The organism is Microbacterium sp. B19(2022) (assembly GCF_012030385.1).
GTDB classification, from domain to species: Bacteria; Actinomycetota; Actinomycetes; order Actinomycetales; family Microbacteriaceae; genus Microbacterium; species Microbacterium oxydans_B.
Map to the genome: position 1 here is coordinate 183,046 of NZ_JAAUVO010000002.1, position 25,529 is coordinate 208,574.

The 25,529-nt window shown below is 69.5% G+C and carries 23 protein-coding genes; 17 read left to right on the top strand and 6 right to left on the bottom strand.

Annotation, left to right across the window (positions count from 1 at the left end):
* Nucleotides 1–182 precede the first annotated feature (182 nt).
* Genes HCX50_RS02595 through HCX50_RS02605 form a run of 3 tightly spaced genes read left to right on the top strand, consistent with a single transcriptional unit; the run spans nt 183 to nt 3,575 of the window.
* Nucleotides 183–1,661, top strand: coding sequence for an amino acid permease (locus tag HCX50_RS02595; RefSeq protein ID WP_091032445.1), 1,479 nt, complete (start codon nt 183–185; stop codon nt 1,659–1,661).
* Nucleotides 1,658–2,782 (top strand): alanine racemase, encoded by a 1,125-nt coding sequence (gene alr, locus HCX50_RS02600; RefSeq protein ID WP_167632906.1) that lies wholly within the window; start codon nt 1,658–1,660, stop codon nt 2,780–2,782. The genes HCX50_RS02595 and alr overlap by 4 nt, the downstream gene beginning before the upstream one ends.
* Before the next feature lie 40 nt (nt 2,783–2,822).
* Nucleotides 2,823–3,575, top strand: a complete 753-nt coding sequence (locus HCX50_RS02605) for an IclR family transcriptional regulator domain-containing protein (RefSeq protein WP_167632907.1) — start codon at nt 2,823–2,825, stop codon at nt 3,573–3,575.
* Nucleotides 3,576–3,586: 11 nt separating this feature from the next.
* On the opposite strand, the gene HCX50_RS02610 is transcribed toward HCX50_RS02605, so the two are convergent.
* Complete coding sequence (locus HCX50_RS02610) at nt 3,587–4,378, bottom strand: IclR family transcriptional regulator (RefSeq protein WP_167632908.1); 792 nt, start codon at nt 4,376–4,378, stop codon at nt 3,587–3,589.
* 66 nt (nt 4,379–4,444) lie between these two features.
* On the opposite strand from HCX50_RS02610, the gene HCX50_RS02615 reads away from it, so the two are divergent.
* The 13 genes from HCX50_RS02615 (at nt 4,445) to HCX50_RS02675 (ending at nt 17,209) form a co-directional block, all read left to right on the top strand.
* A complete protein-coding gene (locus HCX50_RS02615; protein ID WP_091032435.1) occupies nt 4,445–5,374 on the top strand; it encodes a M15 family metallopeptidase in 930 nt (309 codons plus the stop codon).
* Between the two features lie 152 nt (nt 5,375–5,526).
* Nucleotides 5,527–6,690, top strand: a complete 1,164-nt coding sequence (locus HCX50_RS02620) for an acyl-CoA dehydrogenase family protein (protein ID WP_167632909.1) — start codon at nt 5,527–5,529, stop codon at nt 6,688–6,690.
* Between the two features lie 132 nt (nt 6,691–6,822).
* Entirely contained in the window at nt 6,823–7,044 is a 222-nt protein-coding gene (locus HCX50_RS02625; protein ID WP_091032430.1) for a ribbon-helix-helix domain-containing protein, read from the top strand.
* Nucleotides 7,041–7,412, top strand: coding sequence for a type II toxin-antitoxin system PemK/MazF family toxin (locus tag HCX50_RS02630; protein WP_337748972.1), 372 nt, complete (start codon nt 7,041–7,043; stop codon nt 7,410–7,412). Before HCX50_RS02625 ends, HCX50_RS02630 begins: the two co-directional genes overlap by 4 nt.
* A 264-nt stretch (nt 7,413–7,676) precedes the next feature.
* On the top strand, nt 7,677–8,492 hold the full coding sequence (locus HCX50_RS02635) for a GntR family transcriptional regulator (RefSeq protein ID WP_167632910.1): 816 nt from the start codon (nt 7,677–7,679) through the stop codon (nt 8,490–8,492).
* A gap of 33 nt (nt 8,493–8,525) precedes the next feature.
* Nucleotides 8,526–9,545: an NAD(P)-dependent oxidoreductase gene (locus HCX50_RS02640; RefSeq protein ID WP_167632911.1), complete on the top strand. Its 1,020-nt coding sequence runs from the start codon at nt 8,526–8,528 to the stop codon at nt 9,543–9,545.
* Nucleotides 9,533–11,137, top strand: a complete 1,605-nt coding sequence (locus HCX50_RS02645) for an FGGY family carbohydrate kinase (protein WP_167632912.1) — start codon at nt 9,533–9,535, stop codon at nt 11,135–11,137. The genes HCX50_RS02640 and HCX50_RS02645 overlap by 13 nt, the downstream gene beginning before the upstream one ends.
* Nucleotides 11,138–11,158: 21 nt before the next feature.
* Nucleotides 11,159–12,049: a 3-hydroxy-5-phosphonooxypentane-2,4-dione thiolase gene (gene lsrF / locus HCX50_RS02650; RefSeq protein WP_167632913.1), complete on the top strand. Its 891-nt coding sequence runs from the start codon at nt 11,159–11,161 to the stop codon at nt 12,047–12,049.
* Complete coding sequence (locus HCX50_RS02655) at nt 12,046–12,420, top strand: cupin domain-containing protein (protein ID WP_091032415.1); 375 nt, start codon at nt 12,046–12,048, stop codon at nt 12,418–12,420. Before lsrF ends, HCX50_RS02655 begins: the two co-directional genes overlap by 4 nt.
* 46 nt (nt 12,421–12,466) lie before the next feature.
* Nucleotides 12,467–13,792 (top strand): extracellular solute-binding protein, encoded by a 1,326-nt coding sequence (locus HCX50_RS02660; protein WP_167632914.1) that lies wholly within the window; start codon nt 12,467–12,469, stop codon nt 13,790–13,792.
* A gap of 29 nt (nt 13,793–13,821) precedes the next feature.
* A complete protein-coding gene (locus tag HCX50_RS02665; protein ID WP_167632915.1) occupies nt 13,822–14,727 on the top strand; it encodes a carbohydrate ABC transporter permease in 906 nt (301 codons plus the stop codon).
* Nucleotides 14,728–14,729: 2 nt separating this feature from the next.
* Nucleotides 14,730–15,668 (top strand): carbohydrate ABC transporter permease, encoded by a 939-nt coding sequence (locus HCX50_RS02670; RefSeq protein WP_091032408.1) that lies wholly within the window; start codon nt 14,730–14,732, stop codon nt 15,666–15,668.
* Nucleotides 15,669–15,859: 191 nt separating this feature from the next.
* Nucleotides 15,860–17,209, top strand: a complete 1,350-nt coding sequence (locus tag HCX50_RS02675) for an HNH endonuclease signature motif containing protein (protein ID WP_237682288.1) — start codon at nt 15,860–15,862, stop codon at nt 17,207–17,209.
* Nucleotides 17,210–17,265: 56 nt separating this feature from the next.
* Here the strand turns inward: HCX50_RS02675 and HCX50_RS02680 are convergent, their stop codons facing one another.
* The 5 genes from HCX50_RS02680 to HCX50_RS02700 all read right to left on the bottom strand — a co-directional run bounded on the left by HCX50_RS02680 (nt 17,266) and on the right by HCX50_RS02700 (nt 21,970).
* A complete protein-coding gene (locus tag HCX50_RS02680) occupies nt 17,266–17,856 on the bottom strand; it encodes an ECF transporter S component (RefSeq protein WP_167632916.1) in 591 nt (196 codons plus the stop codon).
* Entirely contained in the window at nt 17,853–18,728 is an 876-nt protein-coding gene (locus tag HCX50_RS02685) for a siderophore-interacting protein (RefSeq protein WP_167632917.1), read from the bottom strand. The genes HCX50_RS02680 and HCX50_RS02685 overlap by 4 nt, the downstream gene beginning before the upstream one ends.
* A 10-nt stretch (nt 18,729–18,738) precedes the next feature.
* Nucleotides 18,739–19,524 carry an energy-coupling factor transporter transmembrane component T gene (locus HCX50_RS02690; protein ID WP_167632971.1) on the bottom strand — a complete coding sequence of 262 codons (786 nt, stop codon included), beginning with the start codon at nt 19,522–19,524 and terminating at the stop codon, nt 18,739–18,741.
* Between the two features lie 74 nt (nt 19,525–19,598).
* Entirely contained in the window at nt 19,599–21,317 is a 1,719-nt protein-coding gene (locus HCX50_RS02695; protein WP_167632918.1) for an energy-coupling factor transporter ATPase, read from the bottom strand.
* 107 nt (nt 21,318–21,424) lie between these two features.
* Nucleotides 21,425–21,970: an ECF transporter S component gene (locus HCX50_RS02700; RefSeq protein WP_091032400.1), complete on the bottom strand. Its 546-nt coding sequence runs from the start codon at nt 21,968–21,970 to the stop codon at nt 21,425–21,427.
* A gap of 188 nt (nt 21,971–22,158) precedes the next feature.
* Between HCX50_RS02700 and HCX50_RS02705 the strand changes: the two genes are divergently transcribed.
* A complete protein-coding gene (locus tag HCX50_RS02705) occupies nt 22,159–25,362 on the top strand; it encodes a S8 family peptidase (protein ID WP_167632919.1) in 3,204 nt (1,067 codons plus the stop codon).
* The last annotated feature ends 167 nt before the right edge of the window (nt 25,363–25,529 follow it).

Below are 25,529 nucleotides of genomic sequence, written 5' to 3' on the forward strand. Positions count from 1 at the left end.
TGCCGGAATGGCAGCGCCTCCGCCGCATGGTCGGCAGTGGTCACGGGGGCGAAGAAATCCGCGGCGGGGTCTTGTGGGCCGGATCGCGGAGCGGATAGTGTCCCCGCATCCGACCAACAAAATGCGTCATTGGCACATAGATGTGAATATGATGCACATATCAAACCCGATTGAGAGTTCCGATGACGCCTCTTCCCGGGGAGAAGTCCCTCCCCAACGTCCTGCCGAACACGACGGCGACGCAGGTGCCGCTCCGCCGCCTCCAACGGACCATGGACGCCCGGCATCTGATCATGATCGCGCTGGGCGGCGTGATCGGATCGGGCCTGTTCCTCAGCTCCGGCTACACGATCTCGCAGGCGGGACCTCTCGGCGCGATCATCGCGTATCTGATCGGCGCGTTCGTGGTCTACCTGGTCATGGCCTGCCTCGGTGAACTCGCCATCGCGTATCCCGTCTCCGGCGCCTTCCACATCTACGCCTCACGATCGATCGGGCCGGCGACCGGGTTCACGACGGCGTGGCTGTACTGGCTCTGCTGGGTGGTGGCACTGGGGTCGGAGTTCACGGCGTCCGGCATCCTCATGCAGCGCTGGTTCCCCGGGGTGCCGGTGTGGCTGTGGTGTCTGATCTTCGCCGCCGTGCTGTTCCTGCTCAACGCGATCTCGGCCCGGGTGTTCGGCGAGGCGGAGTTCTGGTTCTCGCTGGTCAAGGTCGTCGCGATCGTCGCGCTGATCGTGCTCGGCGGTGCGGCGATCTTCGGGTTCACGCCGCTGTCGGCGGAGCACCCTCCGGCGATCCTGTTCAGCAACTTCGAGACCCCCGGAGGGCTCTTCCCGAACGGGTTCAGCGGTGTGATCGTCACCGCGCTCGCCGTGTTCTACGCCTTCAGCGGCTCCGAACTCATCGGCGTCGCGGCGGGCGAGACCAAGGACCCGGCCAAGAACATCCCGAAGGCACTGCGTTCCACGGTGCTGCGACTGGTGGTGCTGTTCGTCGGCGCGATCGCCGTGATCGCCGCGATCCTGCCCTACGAAGACGCCAGCGTCACCAGCAGCCCGTTCGTCGACGTCTTCCAGTACGTGGGGGTGCCGTACGCGCCCGACATCATGAACTTCGTCATCATCACGGCGCTCCTCTCCGCGGGCAACAGCGGGCTCTTCTCCTGTGCCCGCATGCTCTTCTCGCTCGCGGAGGAGGGCCACGCGCCGAAGGCGTTCACGCGACTCACGAAGCGCGGCGTCCCCCTCATCGCGCTCAGCGTCAGCATCCTGATCGGCCTCGTGTCGCTGCTCACGAGCGTGATCGCCGCCGGCACCGTCTACCTGGTGCTCGTGTCGATCGCCGGATTCGCGGTCGTCGCGGTGTGGATGTCGATCGTCGCCTCGCAGTTCTTCCACCGCCGCAAGTTCGTGCGCGAGGGCGGAGACGTGTCGGCTCTCGCCTACCGGACGCCGCTGTACCCGGCGTTGCCGATCGTGGCGTTCTCGCTGCTGCTCCTGTCGGTCATCGCGATCGCGTTCGACCCGAACCAGGTGGCGGCGCTGTACTTCGGCATCCCGTTCGTCGCCGCGTGCTACCTGTTCTTCTGGTGGCGGCACGGTCGCAAGGGGAAGCGCGACGTCGTGCAGGATCACGAGGCGGAGCCCGTCGACGCGTGACAGCCTCCCCACCGGCGGGCGGATGGGTCGAGATCGACCGCGACGCGATCAGCCACAACGTCCGCACGATCCGCGCAGAACTCGGCCCCGAGGTCGGGTTCTGCGCGGTCGTGAAGGCCGACGCCTACGGGCACGGCATCGACATCGTCGCGCCGGTGCTCGGCGAGCAGAAGCTCGGCCTGATCGGACTGGCATCGAATGAGGAGGCGGCGGCCGTGCGCGCGAGCGGCTTCGCCGGTCGTCTCCTGCGCGTGCGGCCCGCGGGGCGGGACGAGGTCGACGACGGCATCCGCTTCGGCATCGAGGAGTGGATCGGCGGGGCGGAGCATGCCGGGATCGTGGCCGGGGTTGCCGCCGCTCGGGGTGTGCGCATCCGTGCGCACGTCTCGCTCAACTCCACCGAGCTCGGGCGGGACGGGCTGGAGGTCGGTGAGCCCCGGGGAGTGCATGCGGCTCGGGGCGTCCTGGCGGATCCGCGTCTGGATGTCGTCGGCGTCTGCTCCCACTTCCCCTGCGAAGACGAGGCCGACGTGATGGCGGGCGCCGCACGCTTCGACGAGCAGTCGCGCGCGGTCGCCGACGTCTCCGACGGCGCGGTGGCCCGGCACTGCGCGACCACCTTCGCGGCGCTGCGCCTGCCGCAGTCCCGGTTCGACCTCGTCCGTATCGGCGCCGGGCTCTACGGAGACACCGACGCGTTGGGAGGATCGCTCCGACCGGCGATGCGGGTGGTGTCGCGGATCGCGGCGATCAACTCGTATCCGCGGGGGAGCACGGTCGGCTACGACCGCTGGCACCGGCTGGAGGCGGATGCGCGTCTCGCGCTGATCCCGCTGGGGTACGCCGACGGCGTGCATCGCAGCCTGAGCGGCACCGGCGAGGTGCTCATCCGTGGTCGCCGTGCGCGCATCGTCGACCGGATCGCGATGAACAGCTTCCTCGTGGACGTCTCCCATCTCGAGGCGACGACGCCGGGAGACGAGGTCGTGCTGTTCGGCGCGCAGGGCGACGAGGCGATCACCGCGGCCGACGTCGAGCGGGCCCACGGCAACATCGCCGCCGACCTCTACGTCGCCTGGGGGAGGCTCCTCCCGCGCCGTGCGGTGGGGGCCTCCGGATAGGATGGCCGGGGTCTGGGCCGACAGGAGAGGAGGGGTCGTCGTGGCTTCCTCCTCGCTCGTGCAGGGCCTGAGTCTGCTCGATGCGGCCGTCGAGCAGGAGCGCCGTGCGCGACCGGGTCTCAACGCCTCGCGGCTCGCCGACACCACCGACATCGAGCGGAGCCGTGTCTCGCGACTCACGCGCGAGCTGCAGTCACGGCAGTTCCTCCGCCGGGACGATGATTCGCTGTTCTGGGCGGGGACCGAGTATTTCCGCACGGCCGCCGTGCTGAACGCGGCCTGGCTCCGCGAATCCAGGGTCGCCCTGCGCACGCTCGCCTCGCAGCTCGGAGTCAACGCGCTGATCACCGTGGCCGACGGTGCGCGCGGCGTGCTGCTCCGATACGAGCGATCTGCCGACGGGGGCGACCGCTCCATCCGTGCCGGGCTGGTCACGCCGATCTGGTGCACGGGAGCGGGCCGCGCGCTGCTGTGGGATCACACGCCCGAGCAGCTGGCAGTGGTGCTCGACGGGGTGCAGTTCATCGGCGTGGGCGGTCCGACCGCCCCGCGTTCCGTGGACGAGGTGGGCGTCGTGCAGGAACGCGACCGTGCCGAAGGGCTCATCTCGGCCGCGGAGGAGTACGACGAGGGGATCGACGAGTTCGCCCTCCCGATCCGTCGGGGTGGCGAGGTCATCGCCTCGCTCGCGGTCCGAGGGCGCCATCGTGCGCAGGGTGCCACGCGCGAGACCCGTGCCCTGCTCGCCCGGTTCGCGGGCGAGCTCACCGCAGCGGCCGACGCGTCGGTCTGACGCCCCGCGGGTCAGCGCTCGACGGATGCGGGTGCGCCGAGCCGGCGGGAGAGATCGGCGGCCGCCCGCGCGCATGCCGCACCGCACTCCGCGACCCGCTCGTGCATCGCGTCGCGGGTGCCCACGACCTGAACCGCGGCGATGACCTCTCCGCGGAAGTCCCACACGGGTGCCGCGACCGAGTAGAGGCCCGGTTCCGCCTCCTGGTCGACGATGGTGAAGCCGCGCTCGCGATCCGCGCCGAGCCGCGCGAGCACGTCGTCGACCGACACCGGGGTGTTCGGCCCCTGGGCGGTGAAGTCGGTCGAGCCGAAGACCGCGCGCACCTCGTCGTCCGAGGCATCCCACAGCGTGGCGCGCCCAGCATCGCTGCAGTATGCCGGGTAGGAGCGTCCGATCCAGGAGCCGATCATGCGGGAGTCCGCGGGCAGGCTCTCGAGCGTCGTGAGGGTCGCATCGCCCTGCAGCTCACTGAGGAAGGTGGCCTCGCCGAGCTGCGCCGCGAGGGAGTCCAGCACCGCGAGCCCGTGCGTGTGCATCCGGTGCGCGGTGAGTTCCTGCGCGGCGGCGTACCAGGACCAGGTGAGCGCGTACGAACGGTCGGGCCGACGCTCGACCAGACCGGAACGGGCGAGGGTGGCGAGGGTGCGGGACACCTGGGAGCGCTCGCGGTCGAGGGCGTGGGCGATCTCGCCGACGGTGGTGCCGCTGCCCTTCTCGATGAGCGCACTCAGAGCCGTGAGCACGTCGAGTCCTCGGCCCATGCTGCTCGATGGTGCGGGGGCGAGCGGGGCGGACGGCATGGGTCGAGGGTACCGTTGTGGCCGTCACGGTGGTGCCATCCACGCAGCGCGGGAGAGAATGGACCAATGCCCTTCTCGCCGCACGCTCAGCATGCGGCTCCGCGGTCCCCGATCCGCGGACCCGCACTGCCGATCGGCGTCGCCGTGACCGCGCTCGGGATGATGCTCTCGATCGCCTCCGTTCCTGCGACGTCGCCGGATGCTGCCGCGATGCCGGAGCCGGTCGCCGTGATGCAGGTGCCGACCGTGCAGGTGGGGGCGACGACCGCAGCCGACCCGTGCTCGGACCCCGCCGTGCAACAGGCCGTCCAGGCCGGTGACGACGCGGCCGCAGTGGCCGGTTTCGGTGGTGGAGCGGCTTTCCGCGAGGCCGTGGTGGCGGGCAACGCCCCCTGCGTCTCGCTCCGCGATCCGGCGCGGGTCTGGGTCGTGGTGAACAAGAGTCTTCCGCTGAAGCCCGCGGACTACGAGCCCGGGGCGCTCGACTCCGTGCCGCTGCAGATGACGACGCCCTCGGGCCGGGTGCGGACCGACGTCGCGGTCGCCGTCGGGCAGATGGCTGATGCGGCGGAGGCTGCCGGGGTAGGCCGCATCGGCGCGAACAACGGCTATCGGTCGTACGGGCTGCAGGTCACGACCTACGACTCCCACGTGCAGTCGCAGGGTCAGGGGCAGGCGGATGCCGGGTCGGCGCGCCCCGGCCACAGCGAGCACCAGACCGGACTGGCCCTCGACGTCGTCGCGTGCGGCAGCGGCTGCGGCGGTCTCGACGGCTTCGGCGGCACCGCGCAGAGCGACTGGGTCGCGGCCCACGCGTGGGAGTACGGGTTCATCGTGCGGTACGAGCAGGTGGGTACGCCGGTGACCGGCTACGCGCCCGAGCCGTGGCACCTCCGCTACGTCGGGGTCGACCTCGCCGCGGCCTATCACGACGGCGGATTCCACACGCTGGAGGAGTTCTTCGGGCTCCCGGCGGCCCCCGACTACGCGCACTGAGGCATCGGAGAAGGCCCCGGTTGCGGCATCCGACAACCGCGGTACCCAGTGTCACGTCTTATGGGATGCATTCTCACAACGTCCTGTCCGCGGCGGTGCCCGACACGTAGAATCGCCGGAGCAACGATGCACGATACGTTCAGGAGGACGGCATGGAACGCGACATCTACGACGAGGATCACGAGGCATTCCGGGACCTGGTCAAGGACTTCGTCAAGCGCCACGTGACGAACGAGGCCATCGAGAAGTGGGACGCCGCGGGTGAGATCGACCGGGCGACCATGCTGGCTGCCGGCGAGGCAGGACTGATCGGACTGTCGGTCCCCGAGGAGTTCGGCGGCGCCGGAATGCTGCAGGACTACCGCTTCCGCACGGTCGTCATGGAGGAGGTCATCGCCGCGGGCGCCGGCTCGCTCGCAGGCGCCTTCGGCATCCAGGACGACCTGGCCGTGCCGTACCTCGTGCACATGGGAACGCAGGAGCAGAAGGAGAAGTGGCTGCCCCGGATGGCCACGGGTGAAGTGCTCGGCGCACTCGCCATGACCGACCCGGGAGCGGGTTCGGATCTGCGCGGCATCAAGACCAACGCCAAGAAGGTCGACGGCGGCTACATCCTCAACGGCGCGAAGACTTTCATCTCCTCGGGCACGACGGCCGACGTCGTCGTGACCTTCGTCAAGACCGGTGAGGGCAACCGTCCTGACGCCTTCAGCCTGCTGCTCGTCGAGAAGGGCATGGAGGGCTTCGACCAGGGCAAGAAGCTCAGCAAGATGGGCTTCCATGGCTGGGATACGGCCGAGCTCAGCTTCACCGACGTGTTCGTCCCCGACGAGAACCTCATCAGTGGCAAGGAGGGTCAGGGCTTCATCCAGCTGATGCTGAACCTGCCCCTCGAACGTCTCTCGATCGGCGTTGCCGCGGCCGCAGCTGCGCAGGCCGCTCTGGACTGGACCGTCGCCTACACGAAGGACCGGGAGGCGTTCGGCGAGCGCATCGCCGACTTCCAGAACACCCGCTTCCGGCTTGCCGACATGGCGGCGACCACCGATGCGATGTGGGCGTACATCGACCGCGCGCTGCTCGCCTACAAGAACAGCACGCTCACCGCCGAGGACGCGGCGAAGGTCAAGTTCTGGGCTACCGAGCGCGAGTGGGAGGTGCTCGACACGGGCGTGCAGCTGCACGGTGGCTACGGCTACATCATGGAGTACCCGATCGCCCGCGCCTTCACCGATGCTCGGGTGCACCGCATCTACGGCGGCACGAACGAGATCATGCGCGATCTCGTCGGCCGTCAGATCGCCGGCAAGCGCTGACGCACGTCTCGAAGAGGCCCCGGATGCTCTGGCATCCGGGGCCTCTTCGCGTGCAGCCGGGGACGCTGCAGCGCTCGAATGCTCGAGGGAGGGCGGGTGGTACCGACGGTGCTACCGAAGTAGCATTGCCGCATGTCCACTGCAAAGGTCAGCCTCAGTCTGAGTGAGAGTGACTTGGCGTTCCTCGATGCGCAGGCCCTCGAAGGCGGGTACCCCTCGCGCTCGGCCGTGGTGCACGCGGCGGTTCGCCTTCTTCGTGAGAGCCGTCTCGCCGACGCGTACGCCGAGGCCTACGCCGAGGGATACGACGACGAGTGGGATGCCGCGGCCTCCGACGGCCTGGCCACCGCGTGAGCGACAGCGCGGTCTCCCTGCTCCGTCGTGGTCAGATCGTCCTCGTCTCGTTCGACCCCACGGTCGGGTCCGAGGCTCGCAAGACGAGGCCGGCCGTCCTCGTGAGCAACAACACGGCGAACGCGGTCGCCGTGCGACGCCCGCAGGCCACGGTCACTGTCGTGCCGGTGACGTCGAACGTCACGCGGGTGCTGCCGTTCCAGGTGTTGCTGCCCGCCGCCGCCACCGGGCTGGATCGCGATTCGAAGGCTCAGGCGGAGCAGGTGCGGACCATCTCCACCGCACACATCATCCGTCCGCTCGGCTGGGTGCCGGCCGAGCAGATGGGGGAGATCGATGAGGCGCTGCGGGTGCACCTGGCGCTCTGAGGCTTGGATCAGGGCGAACTTGTACCGGACTGCGCCGCGCTGACCGGGCTGCACCGGAGTCGGCTTGCACTCCGGGCGAACACCCAATGTGTCAAAACCCCTGACCAGGGACGTTAAACAAGCGCTGAGAGCAGGGGTCGGAGAATTTCCTGACTTGTCTCTTCAAGGGATACAAGTATCGGTCCATGATCGATACATGTCCGGACAGGAGAGTCCGGCTCGGGAACGCAGATGTTCCCGCACCCGCTCACCGAAGAGGCCGGAATGTCCACTCTCAGCCTGCCGCTGCTCGACCGCACGTCGACGGCTCCGATCTGGTTCCAGATCATGCGCGCCATAGAAGCCGAGATCGCCCAGGGCGCCTGGGGGCCGGGTGATCGCCTGCCCAGCGAGAACGAGCTGAGGGAGCACTTCTCGGCCTCGCGCACCTCGATCCGCGACGCGCTGTCCCGGCTGGAGAGCGCCGGCATCATCTCCCGACAGCAGGGCAAGGGCGCCTTCGTGGAACGAGCCCAGGGGCCGTCGGCCTGGACGCTCCCCTCGGCCCCGAGCCTCCTCGGCGAGTACAGCGAGGACGGCCGCAGCGCCCTGAGCTCGGAGATCCTCCGTGCCGGCATCGAGCCGCTTCCCTCGTGGGCCGCAGCGGTCGTCGGACGCGACTCTCCCGACGGCACGGGCTTCGTGCTGGAGCGCGTGCGCGCCGTGGGCTCGCGCACTGCCGTACACGTGATCAACTATCTGCCGTCGCGCTTCGCCGGGGTGCTGCCCGACCTCCGAGACCCTCGCGCGAGTCTCTACGCCGCGATCAGGAACGTCGCCGGCGTCCGCATCGCCCGCATGCACCGGACGATCGAAGCCGTCGCCGCCGATCGGGCGCTCGCGGGTCTGCTCGAGGTCGAGCCGGGGCATCCGATCGTCGTCGTCGAGGCCGTCGCCTACGACCAGAGCGGCCAGCCCATCGACTTCTCCCGCGCCTCCGTGCGCACCGATCGCCTCCGAGTCAGCGTCGACACCGGCTTCGACGCGGGAGGCATCTCGACCGAGACCGCCTCCGGCCGCTACCCGTCCGCCCTGCGCTGACCCATCCACTCACGAACATCGGGAGCCCTGCACATGACCGACCACCGCATCCTCGTCATCGGCGACAGCTACATGACCGCCGAGATCTTCACCCGCGCGTTCGCGCAGCGGGGCCTCGCCGTCGACGCGACGACGATGACGATCACGACGCCGACGTGGGACACCTCCTCGATCCGGGAGTACGAGGGCGACCCGGCGGAGGTCGCGAGCCTCGGCCGCGGCTACGACGTCATCGCCTTCCACGCGGCGCCCGTGACCGCCGACGTCCTGGCCGCGCTCCCCGACCTGCGCCTCGTCGGCTGCGCACGCGGCGGACCCGTCAACGTCGATCTCGACGCGGCGCGCGAGCGCGGGGTGCGAGTGACCACGACGCCGGGGAAGAACGCGGATGCCGTCGCCGACCTCACGATCGGATTCCTGATCTCCCTGGTGCGCAACGTGCCGGCGTCGCTGCGCGACGTGGACGAGCGGGTCGCCGACGGCCGTCCGCTCGCCGAATCGACCTTCGAGGGGGCCCGCTGGTTCGGCCGCGAGGTGAAGGGACTGCGACTCGGTCTCATCGGGTACGGCAACGTCGCCCGCCTCGTCGCGGCTCGGGCGCGGGCGCTCGGCGCGTCCATCACCGCGTACGACCCCTTCGTCGACCCGCCCTCGGTGGCGGATGCCACGATCGCCTCCGACCTCGACGCGCTGCTCTCCGCCAGCGATGTCGTCAGCGTGCATGCGCGGGCCACCGATGAGAACCGCCACATGATCGGTGCCGCACAGATCGCCCGCATGCCGGAGGGGTCGTTCCTCATCAACACCGCGCGGGAATCGCTCGTCGACGAGCACGCGCTCCTCGAAGCGCTGCGCAGCGGCCACCTCGCCGGAGTCGCCCTCGACGTGAACGAACCCGATGGGCCGTGGCGGGAGCTCGTCGCGGAACCGAACCTCATCCTCACGCCCCATCTCGCCGGGGCGACGAACGAGACCCTCGTGCGCGGCGCCGACATGCTCGCTGCCGAAGTCGAGAGCTTCCTCACCGACGGGAGCCTGCGATGGGAACGCTGACGGACGTCTTCCTCGCCATCGACGCCGGCACCGGATCGGCGCGAGCGCTCGCCTTCGACATCGAGGGCCGACTCGTCACCCGGGCAGCGCGCGAGTGGACGCACACCGCCGTACCGGGCCACCCCGGCGGCACGGTCTTCGACACCGAGAGCGGTTGGAAGGCCATCGCCGCCGCCGTCTCGGAGGTCGTGGCACATCTGGACGGGCGGCGCATCGCGGCCGTGGCAGCGTCGAGCATGCGGGAGGGCTTCGTCCTGTACGACGCCGCGGGCCGAGAACTCTGGGCCTGCCCGAACACCGACGGCCGGGCGCGCGCCGAAGCCGACGAACTCGTCGCGGAAGGCGTCGCCGACGAGGTGTACCGCACGGCGGGGGACTGGGTGTCGATCACGGCCCCGGCCCGGCTGCGGTGGATCGCCCGCCACCAGCCCGACCTCTTCGCACAGGCGCGCCATTTCGGGATGCTGAGCGACTGGGTCACGACGCGCCTCACGGGGGAGTTCGTCACCGAGCCGACCAGCGGCTCGAGTTCGGCCCTGTTCGACCTGCGGTCGAGGAACTGGTCGGACGAGCTCGCGGGGCTCGTGGGCGTGGACCGCAGCATCCTCCCTCCCGTGATCGAATGCGGCGAGGTCGTGGGTGCTGTCACGCCCGCTGCGGCTGCCGCCACCGGACTCCCGGTGGGCACACCCGTCGTCACCGGCGGTGCCGACACCCAGCTCGCGCTCCATGGCATCGCGGCCCGCGAAGGCGTGCCGACGATCGTCGCCGGCACGTTCTGGCAGACCACGGCCGTCACATCGGAACCTCTGATCGACCCCGAGCGGCGACTGCGCACGCTCTGCCACGTCGATCCGGGTACCTGGATGGTCGAGGGGATCGGCTTCCTCTCCGGTCTCGCGATGCGCTGGTTCCGCGATGCGATGTGCCCGGATGCCGCCGAGCTCGGACGCGCAGCCGGAACGTCCGCGTTCACGGTCATGGAGGAGTGGGCCGTGGCGGTTCCGGCAGGCGCCAACGGCATCGTCGCGACCATGGCGAATGTGATGCAGGCGGACGCCTGGCATCACGCGGCCCCCGCGTTCGTGGGATTCGACATCAACGACGCGGCGCGATCGTCACGGGGAGCATTCGTCCGCGCGATCGAGGAATCAGCCGCGATCGTGGCCGGCGCGCACCTCGAGATCCTCGCCTCCCTCACCGGCGGCCGAGCGATCGCCGAAGGATCGGTCACCTTCACCGGCGGCTCGAGCGCGGGCGCTCTCTGGCCGCGGGTGATCGCCGGAGTGACCGGACTAGACACCCGCGTGACCCCTGCGCCGGAAGCCACCTCGTACGGCGCCGCCCGCCTGGCCGCGCGCGGTGTGGGCGCCGCCCTGCCGCCGATGGGCGACCCCGACCGCATCGAGCGTGTCGATCCCGACGAGCACGAGCAGTACCGCGCGGTGACCGAGCGCTGGCACCGCGTGTATCGCGACATGCTCTCGATCTCGGGCCCCGACCTGCTCCCGCTCTTCACCCCACCGGGTGCCGCCCGCGGCGCCCACGACCTTTCCCCCACCCGACTCTCGCCCGTCGGCCACGCCGGCTGACGACCACCAGAAGGAGACACCATGGCAGACCTCGAAGGCAACGCCGCAGCGAAGAAGTTCCACTCCGAGACACCGGCCGTGCGCTTCTCGCAGAACATCCGCGGGGCCGCGAACCTCGACTGGGGCATGCAGAACCGCCTCTCCCGCATCCTCGACCCCGACACCGGCCGCACCGTCATGCTGGCGTTCGACCACGGATACTTCCAGGGACCGACGTCCGGCCTCGAGCGCATCGACCTGAACATCGCTCCGCTCGCCGAACACGCGGACGCCGTGATGTGCACCCGTGGCGCGCTGCGCACCTCCGTGCCGCCGGCCACCCGCGCCGGTCTCGTGCTGCGCGCCTCGGGCGGGCCGTCGATCCTCAAAGACCTCTCCGATGAATACACCGCGATGGCGATGGCGGATGCCGTGCGCATCAACGCCGACGCCGTGGCCGTGCAGGTCTTCGTCGGCGGCGAGCACGAGAGCCGCAGCATCCGCAACCTCACGACGCTCGTCGACGAGGGCTACGCCGCCGGCATCCCGGTGCTCGGTGTGACGGCGGTCGGCAAGGAGCTCGTCCGCGACTCCCGCTACCTGGGCCTCGCCACCCGCATCATCGCGGAGCTCGGCGCCCAGCTCGTCAAGACCTATTACTGCGACGAGGGTTTCGAAGACGTGGTCGCGGGCTGCCCCGTTCCGGTGATCATGGCCGGGGGGAAGAAGCTCCCCGAGCTGGATGCCCTCACGATGGCGTCGAACGCGGTCCGCGCGGGCGCCGCCGGCGTCGACATGGGGCGGAACATCTTCCAGAGCGCGGATCCTGCGGCGATGATGCGTGCGGTGCGGGCGGTCGTCCACGACGACGCCGCTCCCGCCGACGCGTACGAGCTGTTCCGCGAGGCCACCGAGACGCGGGTGCTCGCATGAGTGCCGACGTGCTCCGGGCCGCCGACGCCGCACTCCGGTTCGGCGACTGGGGGCCGGGTTACCTCGCCCAGAGCGACGACGCCGCGTTCGGCGTGGTCGTGCTGCGGCCGGGCGACGAGTTCGGCAATCACCTGCACGAGCACCACACCGAGTCGTTCGTGGTGCTGGAAGGACGCGCCGAGATCTGGCTCGATCGCGACACCTGCAAGGTCGTCTCGGTCGGTGACGTGCTCCGCGCCGAACCGCACGAGGAGCATTTCGTGCGCAACCCGTTCGACGAGACGTTCCGAGCTGTCTTCGTGAAGACCCCCTGGGTCGATGGCGACAAGGTCGATCGCCCCTGGACGCCGGACCCCGAATCCGCATCCTGACCGCTTCACCCCCTCACCCGAAGAAGAACATCGAAAGGACAGCACCATGAGTGTGCAACGACGCTCCTCATCCCTCGCGCGCTATGCGCGTCGCTCCCTGCCCGTCATCGCCCTGGCTTCCGTCGCAGGCCTCGTGCTCGCGGGCTGCTCCGGCGACGCCGGCGGATCCTCCGGCGACGGTGGTGACAAGACCCTCAAGGTCCTGATCGCCGCCCCGCAGGAGGGGGCCGGCAAGATCCTCGAGGCCGACTTCGAAGCCGAGACCGGTGTCGAGGTCGAAGTCGAGGTCGTGCCCTACGACCAGATCCAGACCAAGGCGGTCCTCGACGCACAGTCCGGAACCAACAACTACGACGTCATCCAGTACTGGTACACGTCGGTCGGCGCGCTCGCCGACGCCGGCGCGCTCGCCGACATCACCGACTGGGTCGAGTCCGACGAAGACATCGACTCGTCCGACTTCATCGAGGCGATCTTCGGTCCGTATTCGCAGTACGAGGGAGGCACCTACGGTCTACCGATCGACGGCGACACGCACGTGCTCTTCTACAACAAGGCGATCTTCGAGCGGAACGGCGTCGAGGTGCCCACGACCTGGGACGAGTACGTCGCGGTCTCGAAGAAGATCACCGATGCCGAGAAGGCGGACGGCGTGTACGGCAACGCCCTGCTCGGCTCGAAGAGCGCGTTCAACATCGGATCGACCTTCTTCAACCGGCTCGCCACGATGTCACCCGATCCGATCGACCCGCAGATGCCCCAGCTCGACACCGAATACGCGGTCGCGGCAGCCCAGTCGATGCTCGACGCCGCCCCCTCGGCCCTGCCGAGCCCGCTGGAGATCGGGTTCGAGCAGGCGCTGCCGCAGTTCCTCTCGGGGTCCGTCGGCATGATCGAGTTCTGGACCGACCTCGGCGTCTTCGCGCAGGATCCCGAGCAGTCCAAGATCGTCGACGGCTGGGGTGTCGCGCCGCTGCCGATCGGGCCGGAAGGCAAGATCTCCGGAGCGCTGAACGCCGGGTGGGCGATGGGGATCAGCCCCACCGCGAGCGACGAAGACCTGGCTAAGGACTTCGTGGCCTTCGCCTCGTCGAAGGAGACGAACGAGAAGCTGATCACGACCACCGGCTCCGGAGTCGATCCCACTCGCACCTCGACGCTGGAGAGCCCCGAATACGTCGAGTTCGCTCCCGAGGTGTCGGCGGTCGCCGCGCAGGTGCTGCCGAACGCGCAGTCGTGGCCCACGTCGCCGCAGGCACCGGAGATGATCCAGTCGCTGAGCGACAACCTCGCGCTCATGCTCCAGGGGAGCCTGACCGCCGAACAGGCGATGCAGCAGACCTGGGACTCCTGGCAGTCCCTGGCCGACTGATCTCCTCGTCGAACCCGAAAGGACCGCTCATGTCGCAGCCCGTCACCCACCGACGCGTCTCCCGACGTGCGTCGTGGACGGGGCGCGCCCTGCTCGCCCCCGCCGTCATCGCGATCGTGATCATCGCGATCTACCCGCTCGGCTACATCATCGCCGCCTCCTTCTCGGAGTCGTCGCTGGGACGACCGTTCTCGGAATGGGTCGGGTTCGACAACTTCGCGGCGCTGCTGGGGGACGGGGTCACCCTCCCGTCCCTCGGCAGGTCGCTCCTCTTCGCCATCCCGTCGGCGCTCATCGCGCTGATCGCCGGGCTGGCCGTCGCGCTCTCGCTCGATGCGGCCGTCAAGGGCGGGCGCATCATCCGCGTGCTCCTCCTGCTCCCGCTGATGACACCGCCGGTCATGGCCGGGGTCATCTGGAAGCTCATGCTCGCCCCCACGGGCGGGCTGCTCAACAACATCGGGCAATCGCTCGATCCGGGCTCCGAGCCGTTCCTGTTCCTCGGGTCGAGTCCCGCCGCGATGATCTCGGTGATCACGGTCGACGCCTGGCAGTGGACGCCGTTCTGCGTCCTGCTGGTGTTCGCCGCACTGCAGACGCTGCCCACCGAGGTGTACGAGGCCTCTCAGGTCGACGGCGCCGGCGTGTGGCAGACCTTCTGGCGCATCACCCTCCCGCTGGTGCTGCCGAGCCTGATCACGGTGCTCCTGCTGAAGCTCGTCGTCTCGTTCAAGGTCTTCGACCTCGTGTTCATCATGACCAGCGGCGGGCCGGGGTTCGACACCACCGTCAGCAGCTACGAGATCTACCGCACCGGTCTGCAGACCTTCGATGTGGGGGCGGCGGCCGCACAGACCATCGCCTTCCTCGTCCTGGTCACCATCGTCATCCTGCCGCTCAACGCCGTGCGGCAGCGCCTGCACAAGGAGAGTTGATCATGTCGCTCATGCTCCGCGCATCCGATCGCCTCGAGGAGAGCGCGACCGAGACGCTCATCGTTCCCTCCGCCCGCCGCCGAGGGCGCTCGAAGGTGCGCACGTCGAGCACGTCGCGCCCCGGGCGTCCGTCTGCACTGGTCACGGCGGTGAAGTGGGTCGTGATCGCCGTCGCGATCACGCTCGCGCTCCTTCCCGTGCTGTACATGGTCGGCATGTCGTTCAAGAGTCCGGACGACATCCTGTCGACGCGCATCCTCCCCTCGCGTCTCGCGTTCGAGAACTGGACTGCGGCGTTCGAGAACTGGCCGATCCTCACGTACCTGCGCAATTCGTTCGGTGCGGCGATCATCGCCGTGCTGGTGTCGCTCCTCGTGTCGATCCCCGCGAACTATGCGATGGCCCGGCTGCGCGCCGGCGGAAAGCAGACGCTCGGACTGATCGTCTCCGCCTACGTCGCCCCGCCGGTCGTCGCGATCATCCCGCTCTTCGTGCTGGTGCGCACGGCGGGGTTGATGGACTCGGTTCTCGGGCTCGGGATCGTCGAGGGGCTGCTGCTCACGCCGGTCGCCGTCTGGCTGCTGGACGGTTTCTTCCGTGCGATCCCGTTCGAGATCGACGAGGCCGCGCAGATCGACGGATGCGGACCGCTCCGCACGCTCTGGTCGGTGATCCTGCCGCTCACCGCGCCGGGCATCGTCGCGGTCTCGATCATCGTGTTCATCCTCGCGTACAACGACTTCCTGATCCCGCTGCTGCTCACGCAGAGCGTCGATTCGCAGACGCTCCCGGTCGGCATAGCCCTGATGCAGGGTGGCCGCGAGGTGATGTTCGGTCAGATGGCGGCCGCGAGTCTGTCGGGGTTGATCCCCATCTATCTGCTGGCGCTCTTCCTGCAGAAGTGGCTCGTCGGTGGGCTGACGCAGGGGAGCGTGAAGTAGCGAGGTTATCGGGGGTTCTGTGATGACCTGTTGTGCCTGTTGTGCCTGTTGTGGCGTTCGTGGATAGCTTCGAAGCTGGCGAGTCCTGTGGAGGAGAGGTCGCGAGCGTACTGTAGCGGGATTCGGCAGAATTCTGGCATCCGATGCGAACAAAGCTGCGAAGTTAGTGTGTTGGTCGGTTAGAATGAAGCATGTCCACTTTGACCGGGTTGCGCGAGGCGATGAGTGCCCTCGGCGAGGCGTGGGCGGGTGCGGGTGAGGCGGGGGATCTGTCCCGGGCGCAGTTGATCGCGGTCAGTGACGCGATGGGTGCGCTGCAGCGGCGGGTGGATGCGATGCATGTTGAGGTCGCCGCGCGCCTCGCCTACGAGTCGCGGCCGGAGTTGGGGTCGGAGAGCCTGGCGAAGCAGCAGGGGTTCCGCACGGCGGCGGCGTTGATCGCCGCGGCCACGGGGGTTTCCACGGGCGATGCGGCCCGGTTGGTGAAGGTCGGCGAGGCGACAGCGCCGCGTGCGGACTTGTTGGGGGCGCGGTTGCCGGCACGGTATCCGGTGGTGCGGGAAGCGCTGCGCGCGGGCGTGCTGGGCGCGCAGGCGGCGGCGATGATCATCGGAATGCTGGACCGGTGCCGGGTTGCCGGGGTGGAGCGGGTCGCGGAGGCGGAACGCCTGCTGACCGAGGCCGCGGTCGGGTTGGCGCTGGACCATGTCCGCCGGCTCGTGGTGCGGGTGGAGGCGTGGTTGGACCCTGACGGTGTCGAGCCGAAAGAAGAGGAGCGGCGGGGGAAGAGGGCGTTGACGATGTTCGAGCGTGGCGGGATGCTGCACCTGAACGCGCGCCTGGATGCCGAGACCGCCGCCCCGATCATTGCCGCGATCCGCGGGTTCGTGACCGCCGCGTTCGCCGCCCGGAACGACGCCCCCGACCCTGACGCCCCGGATGCGGACCGGCGCACGGTCCCGATGATCCAGGCCGATGCGCTCGCGGTGTTCTGCGCGCACGTCCTCGGCTGTGAGAAGCGGGTCCCGGTCGCCGGGGCAACCGTGATCGTCCGGATGCGTGTCGAAGACCTCGAATCCGGCACCGGGTCGGCGACCGTGGATGGTCTGGATCAGCCGGTCGGTATCGGAGCGGCACGGCGGATGGCCGCCGGCGGTGGGATCATCCCCTGCGTCCTCGGAACGGACAGCGAAGTGTTGGACTGGGGGCGGGAGAAACGCCTGTTCACCCGCGCACAGCGCCTCGCCCTCGTGGAACGCGATGGCGGGTGTGCGATGTGCGGGCTCCCACCGGAGATGACCAAAGCGCACCACATCCGCTGGTGGAAACGCGACCACGGACCCACCGACCTCAGTAACGGGGTGTTGCTGTGTGAGACCTGCCACCACCGCATCCACGACAACGGATGGGCCATCCGCATCGAAGGGCGCGGGCAGGGGCACGGAATCGGGGGACGCGTGTGGTTTCTTCCACCCCCGCATGTCGACCCCACCCGCACCCCACGACTCGGCGGACGCGCCCGCTTCGACATCGCCGCATGAGACACGCCTGCGCGGATGGGGCACCGGCACCGGCACCGGCCTCGGCCGGCATCACCTCAGGAGCGCTGCGAACGGCGCCCTCCGACGCCGGCCTTCCGGAGCCGGTCGGCGATGACGATACCGAGGGCTGTTCCGCCCACGCAGCTTGCCATCGTCACCGCGAAGAACGCGACCTGCGCGAAGAGGGTCATCGAGCCGAGATCGAACCATGCCCACGCCGAGATCGGGTAGACGATCCCCACCGCGACGGCGCCGACGTAGTGCATCCAGGTGCCCCAGTAGCGCCAGAGCACGAACAGGAACGGCAGCTCGGTGAACGCCGCCCACCAGAGGTTGGTCAGCACGCTGCCGAACCCGTAGCCCGAGAAGGGCACGAGCACGAGACCGGCGATCAGAGCCACGAGCAGTCCGACGAGCGGACGCCGCAGCAGCCGCAGCGCGATCACCGACGGCAGCAGCCACAGCCCGGCGAGCGCCATGCCGACGAAGGGCAGCGGGCCGGTCAGCAGCGTCGAGAGCCAGTTCATCGGCGCGAGCAGCACCGCTCCGGCGACACCGAGGGCGGCACAGGTCAGCAGGATCGCGGTGGGAAACCGGAACCGCCGACCGGGGCCCGACCGACGAGCAGCAGCATCCACCCCGCTCATACCAGCGGCTCCGCTGCCGCCTCGCGAGCGGCCTTCGACGCGGGTGAGGCTGCGCCGATCTTCCAATACCCGCAGAAGCTGACCGCGTTCTTGTCGACACTGCGCTCGCCCACCAGGTGCTTGCGAGCGCCGGAGGCGAGCGCCTGCTCGCCGGCCGCATACGCGTGGAACGGGGCATCCGGCAGCGCGGTGCGCCCTAGCGCCTGCAGCGCCAGCGCACCGGGGGCGACATCGTGAGGCCGCACGATCCAGACGACCTCGAGACCGGACGGATGCGGGAACTCCAGGGCATCCTCCTCGGTCGGCACCTCGACGATCGCGGTGCCGGTGGCATCCGCGGGCAGCGACGCACTGATCGAGGCGATCGCCGGCAGCGCCGTCTCGTCGCCGACCAGCACCACGCGGTCCGTGCCGCGCTGCGGGTTGAAGGTGAGCCCCTCGTCGATGATCAGCACGTGCTCGCCCGGCTGGCAGGTCTCCGCCCAGCGCGACGCCGGACCGGCCGTGCCGTCGGCCGCCGAACCGTGCAGCACGAAGTCCACGTCGATCTCGGCGCCGGCCGTCGCCGTCGCCGCACGATAGGCGCGCACGGTGTAGTTGCGCATCACGGGCCGTTCGCCGTCGGGGATGCGCAGGAATTTCAGATACCCGAACATCTTGTTCGCCTTGGCGGGCACCCGCTCGAGGCCGGCGTCGCCGCCGATCGGCAGGAACAGTCGGAACCACTGGTCGAAGCCCATCGGGCGGAACTTCTCGATCTCGCCGCCGCCGAGCGTCACGCGGATCCAGTGCGCCGAGAGACGCTCCGAGCGCAGCACCGTCAGATGGATGAGCTCGGTCGTCTCGGGTTTGACCATCTTGCTGTATGCCATGGGGCGCCTTTCAGGGAAGCTGCCAGGGGAAGAAGGCGACGAAGATGGCGGCGGACGCCAGCAGTGTCGTGAGGGTGAAGACCGTGTCCCGCGGGCGGAACGGCACGAGATGCCGCTCGGTGCGGGTGGAATGTGCGCCGAAGGCTCGGGAGTCCATCGCGAGGGCGACGCGCTCGGCATGGCGGATGGCGCCGGCGAGGAGCGGCACGATGTAGCCCCAGCCGCGCGCGATACGGGCGAACGGTCCGCGCCCACCGTGGTACCCGCGCACCCGGTGCGCGGCGCGGATCACGGCCAGCTCATGTCCGAACCTCGGCACGAACCGGAATGCCGCGAGCGCCGTGTAGCCGACGCGGTAGGGCACCCGCAGCTGCTGCACGCTCGCCCGCACGAGGTCGGGGCCGCTGGTGGTGAGCCCGCCGACGAGGGCGAGCGCCATGATGGAGCCGAGTCGGAGCGCCGTCGCCGCGCCGATCACCAGAGCACCGCTGTACAGCGTCCAGTCGCCGACCTGCACCAGTGGTGTGCTGCCGTCGACGAGTCCGGCATCCACCCACAGCGAGAACCCGACCGCGACCAGGAGCATGCCGGCCGGGAGTCCGAGCAACAGCAGAGCGAGCAGACGTCGGGTGAGGCGGGCGCCGACCAGGATCAGCGCGTACGCGAGCACCAGGAACGCGGCCGGGGTGGCGAGATCCCGGACGAACACGAGTAGCACCATCGCCGGGGCGAACCCCGCGACCTTGGCGAGCGGATTCAGGGCATACAGGAACTGCCGGGGCGAGGTCGCCGTCATCCGGGCGTACGGGTCGAAAGCGCGATCTCCTGCGGTGGGAGTGCTGCGGGTGGCGCTGCCCGTGACGTCGGCGCTCACCGGGTCACCTCGAGTCCCGCGGATGCCAGCACACGCTGCAGCGCGGGCATGCGGAGCCCGGCGTCGGCGAACAGCTGCGGCTCACGGAACAGCGCTGCGGTGGCACCCGCCGCCCGCACCCGCCCGTCGGCGAGGATCACGACGTGCGTGCTGTGCTCCGCGACGAGCTGCAGGTCGTGTGTGACGATCACGATCGTCGTGCCTTCGGCGCGGAGATTCTGCAGGATATCGAGAAGCTCGGCGGCCCGCGCGCGGTCCTGCCCGAACGTCGGCTCGTCCAGCGCGAGGACGCGCGGTCGTGTGATCAGAGCCGTTCCCACAGAGAGGCGTCGCTTCTCGCCACCCGACAGGAGGAACGGGTGCACGTCGGCCTTGTGCTCGAGTCCGAACCGCGCGAGCATCTCCGCGACGCGGGCGGTGATTTCCGCATCCGGCACATGCCGCAGCCGCAGCCCGTGCGCCAGCTCGTCGAAGACGGTGTGCGCGATGAACTGGTGCTCGGGGTTCTGGAACACGAAACCGATGCGCGCGGCGAGGTCGCGGGGGGAAGCAGTACCGGGATCGATGCCGTCGACCGACACCTGACCCCGCGGGGGCGGCACGACACCCGCGAGAGCCTGGATCAGCGTCGTCTTGCCGGCACCGTTCGCGCCGACGATGGCGGTGAGGCTTCCCGGCTCGAGGTCGAGGTCGATCCCGTGCAGGATCTCGGTCCGTCGGCGGCGCACGGTCAGCCCGCGGGCGCGGATGACCGGCTCGGGCCGGCTGGCGTCTGCGCGTTTCGCGTCGCTGCCCTCGTCGGTCGTCGAGCCAGCCGAGCCAGCCGAGCCAGCCGAGCGAGCGGAGCGAGACGAAACGCCCTCCCGCTCTAGCGCGTGTGCGAGCTCATCCGGAGTCAGCGGCAGCGGATCGAACGAGAGGCCCTGACCCCGCAGCCGGAGCGCGGCCAGCGTCGCTGCCGGCAGCCAGACGCCCATCCCGACGAGTTCGTCGGCATGCGCGCGGATGACCTCGCCCGCCGGCCCGTCGAACACGACTCTGCCATCGCGGTCGAGCACGATGGTGCGCGTGACGAAATCCATCGCCGCGTCGAGGTTGTGCTCGACGAGGAGGATCGCGCGGTCTCCGGCGGAGACCACATCGGCCAGTGCGGCATAGACGTCGTCGATGCCCTGCGGGTCGAGGTTGGCGGTCGGCTCGTCGAGCACGATCAGGGGCGAGCCCATCGCGAGCGCGCAGGCGATCGCGAGTCGCTGCCGTCCGCCGCCGGACAGGTGATCCGGGTTCTCCTCACGCCGATCCCACAGTCCCACCCGGCGCAGTGCTGCTTCGACGCGGCCCCGTACGACGTCGAGTGCGAGCAGGAGATTCTCCGGCCCGAACGCGACCTCGTCGTAGACGGTGCCCGTGACGATCTGCGAATCCGGGTCCTGGAAGACCATCGCGACGTGCGTGCTCAGAGTGGCGGGCTGCGCGGCGGCGGTGTCGATTCCGCCGGCCTCGACGGTGCCGAGCATGGTCGCCGGCAACGCGTGCGGGATCAGGCCGTTGAGGGCGAGCGTGAGGGTCGACTTGCCGGATCCGGAGGGTCCGAGCAGCAGGACGACCTCTCCGGGGTGGATGTCGAACGTCACGTCGCGCGGCGAGGGGTGCGCGGCATCGGCGTGGGTGAGAGAGAGCTCACGCACGCTCAGCAGGGGCGCGGATGGGCGCACGGCGGAGTCCCGGGTCGACGGATCGTACCCGTCTAACTTAGCTGAGCCTTACCTGATCCGCCATCGAGCGGAACCGACCGGCACCGAGGCGACCGGCGCCGATGCAGTCAGCGCCGAGCGACCCCGGCCCTGCGCAGTGCCGAGCCGATCGCGAGCCCCACCGCGGTCCACGCGATCGGGCCGAGCACCGAGATCGCGAGGTACAGGATCTGCGCCCACGGCGGCATGACCGACAGATGCGCGGCGAAGAACACCACGACCGCGACGACGACGCCGATCACGGCGGCCGAGATGAAGAAGCGCCACGGCCCCCAGGCGCGATAGCGGGTGAGGGCGGCGACGCCCTCCTGGATGAGGCCGAACAGCAGGGCCGTGCCGATGAACCGCAGCGCCCACGCCGGGTTGAAGGCACTCGCGATCAGTGCCGCGAACACGTGCGTGATCAGGGCGACGAGGGGGAGCCGCAGCACCTCCTGGGCGATGATCCCCGGCAGCACGTGCGAGCCGAGCACGAGCCCGTAGAGGAAGAGGAGGGGGCTCGCCAGCAGCACGGGAGTCACCCATCCGGCGATGCCGGCGAGGATGCCCGTGGCCACTCCGATCGCTGCGCAGACGAGCAGTACTCGAGTCGACAGGACGGGGGTGCGGGCCACCTCTCCAGCTTACTGTCGACCTATCGGGAGGGAGGCCGTGGATAACCCTGGTCGATCGGCGAAGGCCGGGTGGTCGATCGACCAGTTCTCTCTTCGGCGGCGAACAGCGGGACTATGTTGGCCGCGGTGCAGCAACGAGGTTGCACCGTGATCATCGGGAGCACCACATGGGTCGAACACCCCTCCGGATGGCAGCAGCCACCACCCTGGCGACTCTGTTCATCGCATCGACAGCAACCACCGGTTACGCGGCGACGCCCACGGGGACGCACCCCGTCCCCGTCGCCGGCACGCCCGGGCATTACATCGTGGTCATGAAGGCAGACCCGCTCGCCAGCTATGAGGGCGACGTCAAGGGCCTGAAGGCCACGAAGCCCGCCGAAGGCGAGCAGCTCGAGACGCAGTCGAAGGACTCGCAGCGATACGTCGAGCACCTGCAGACGCAGCAGACCGACCTGATCGGCGACGTGGGCGTCACGCCCGACAACACCTATCAGGTCGCGCTCAACGGTTTCAGTGCCGACCTCTCCGGTGAGCAGGTCGACGCGCTGCGTGCGTCGAAGGATGTCCTGGGTGTCTACCCCGATGAGGTCCGGCACCCCGACGCGCAGACGTCCACCGACTTCCTCGGACTCGGCGACGACCGCAAGGGCCGCGGCGGAGTGTGGCAGCAGACCGGCGGCGTCGAGAAGGCCGGTGAGGGCGTCGTGGTCGGCGTGATCGACACCGGTATCGCTCCCGAGCACCCCTCCTTCGAGGGCAAGAAGATCAAGAAGCAGAAGAAGCAGCAGAGCCGGCACAAGGGCAACCAGCCCTACACCGACGGCACCAACGTGTACTTCGACAAGTCCGACGGCGGGCAGTTCCAGGCGGCCATGGTCGAAGGCCAAGACTGGGACACGAGGGACTACTCCTCTAAGCTCATCGGCGGACAGTACTTCTATGCCGGGGCCGAGGCCGCCGGCTTCGACTTCCAGTACGACTACCTCTCGCCGCGTGACGGCGACGGCCACGGCTCGCACACCGCGAGCACCGCGGCGGGCAACTTCAAGGTCGATGCCGCCATCGAGGACGTCGACTTCGGGACGATCTCGGGCGTTGCACCCGGTGCGAAGGTCGCGGCCTACAAGGCCTGCTACGTCGGACCGGACACGACCGTCACCACCGACGACATCTGCGCGCTGAGCGACCTCGTCGCCGCGATCGATCAGGCGGTCGCCGACGGCGTCGACGTGATCAACTACTCCATCGGCGGAGGGGCCGCGAGCACCGTGTTGTCGCCGGAGGACCTGGCGTTCTTCAACGCCGCGGCCGCGGGCGTCTTCGTCGCGACGAGCGCCGGCAACGACGGCCCCGACCCGGTCACGGCCGACCATGCTTCGCCCTGGTACACGACCGTCGCCGCATCGACCATCCCGACCTGGGAGGGCACCGTGCAGTTCGACGGGTTCGAGCAGGCCGGAGCATCGGTGAGCGTGCCGTTCGGCGAGACCGTTACCGGCCCGTCGATCGCCGCGGTGGATGCCGCCGCGGCCGGAGCCGTCGACCCGCAGCTCTGCCTCGCCGGCACCCTCGACCCCGCGAAGGTCACAGGACACATCGTGGTCTGCGACCGCGGCGGCAACGCGCGCGCCGAGAAGTCGCAGGTCGTGAAGGATGCCGGGGGCATCGGCATGGTCCTCGTGAACGTGCCCGGTGGTGCGGACTCGCTCGACAACGACTTCCACGCTGTGCCGACGGTTCACCTGAACGCCGTGCACCGCGCCGCCGTCCTCGCCTACGTGCAGGGCGGCGTCGACCGTCCGATCACCCTCGTCGGCGAGAACACCACGGGCGTGACCACCCCCACCCCGCAGATCGCGGGCTTCTCGAGCCGCGGACCGATGCTGGCCGACGGCAGCGATGTGCTGAAGCCGGATGTCGCGGCCCCCGGCGTCGCGATCCTCGCGGCGACGAACAACGGACCCGACGAGGAGCCGACCTTCGGCATCCTCTCCGGCACGTCGATGGCCTCACCGCACGTGGCGGGTCTCGGAGCGCTGTACCTCGGTGAGCACCCGAAGGCGACACCGGCGGAGATCCGGTCGGCGATGATGACCACCGCCTACGACACCGTGCTGCCCGACGGTTCGAAGAACACCGACCCGTTCGAGCAGGGTGCCGGTCAGGTCGACCCGAAGCGGTACCTGAACCCCGGTCTGCTGTACCTCAACGGGGTCAAGGACTGGGCAGCGTTCCTCGACGGGAAGGGCCTGTCGGACTTCCCGGGGATCGAGCCCATCGACGGCAGCGACCTGAACCAGGCCTCGATCTCGATCGGCTCGCTGGCCAGCGCGCAGACCGTCACCCGCACGGTCACCTCGACCGAGAAGGGCACCTTCACCGCGAAGGCCTCCGTCCCGGGCGTGAACGTCAAGGTCACCCCGCAGCAGCTGAAGTTCGACAGGCCGGGTCAGACCAAGACCTTCACCGTCACGTTCGACAACAAGAGCGCGCCGGTCGAGGAGTGGGCGACCGGTTCGCTCACCTGGAAGAGCGCGAAGAACTCGGTACGTTCGCCGATCGCGGTGTTCCCGGTCACGGCGGATGCTCCGGCCGAGGTCACGGGCACCGGCGTCGACGGCAGCGCGTCCGTGCAGATCACCCCCGGCCTCGACGGCGACCTGGCCCTGAACCTCTCGGGCCTCACCGCCTACGAGCTGCTCAGCGACCCGGACAACCCGGTCGAGGGCCACTCGGGCGACGAGAACTCGGGTGACGCGAACAAGGACGTCGCCTGGATCGTGGACGTCCCGGAGGGCACCACGCTCTCCCGGTTCGACCTCGACTCGTCGGACGACGACGGCAGCGACCTCGACCTCACCGTGTACCGCGTGGTGAGCCCGGACGACCTGCGGTACTACGAGAACTGGCAGTCGGCGACCGGCTCGGCGGACGAGCAGGTCACGGTTCCGGCACCGACCGCCGGCACCTATCTGGTGGTGGCGAACGTGTACGCGACGACGGGGCCGATGACGTGGGACATGTCCTACGCCAACGTGCAGCCCGGCGGCGAAGGCGCGTTCACCGCGACGCCGAATCCGATCGCCGCCGTCCGCGGTGCGAAGACGAGTTACGACCTCAGCTGGACCGGCCTGACCGCCGGCGCCCGCTATCTCGGACTCGTCCAGTACGGAGACTCGGACGTGCGCACGGTCGTGACGGTGACGACGCCGGACGCTCCGGCGAAGCAGGCCCCGCCGACGGATGCCCCGGAGACGAATGCGCCGGAGACGGATGGGCCGGAGAGCGAGGCCCCGGAGACTCCCGCACCGACCCCGGCACCGGAGACCCCGGCACCGGAGACCCCGGCACCGGAGACCCCGGCACCGGAGACGCCGAAACCGGAGTAGCCCCCACAGCACAGCGCCCCGCGGTCTCCCTTCCGCGGGGCGCTGTGTGCGCGCACGGGCATCCGTTCATCGCGTGATCTGCGCCGCTCGTCGCAGCATCCGCTTCCTCCCCCGCATCCGGCCCACGCGCTTTCCTAACGTGGGGGAACGCAACGTCGCGTATCCCG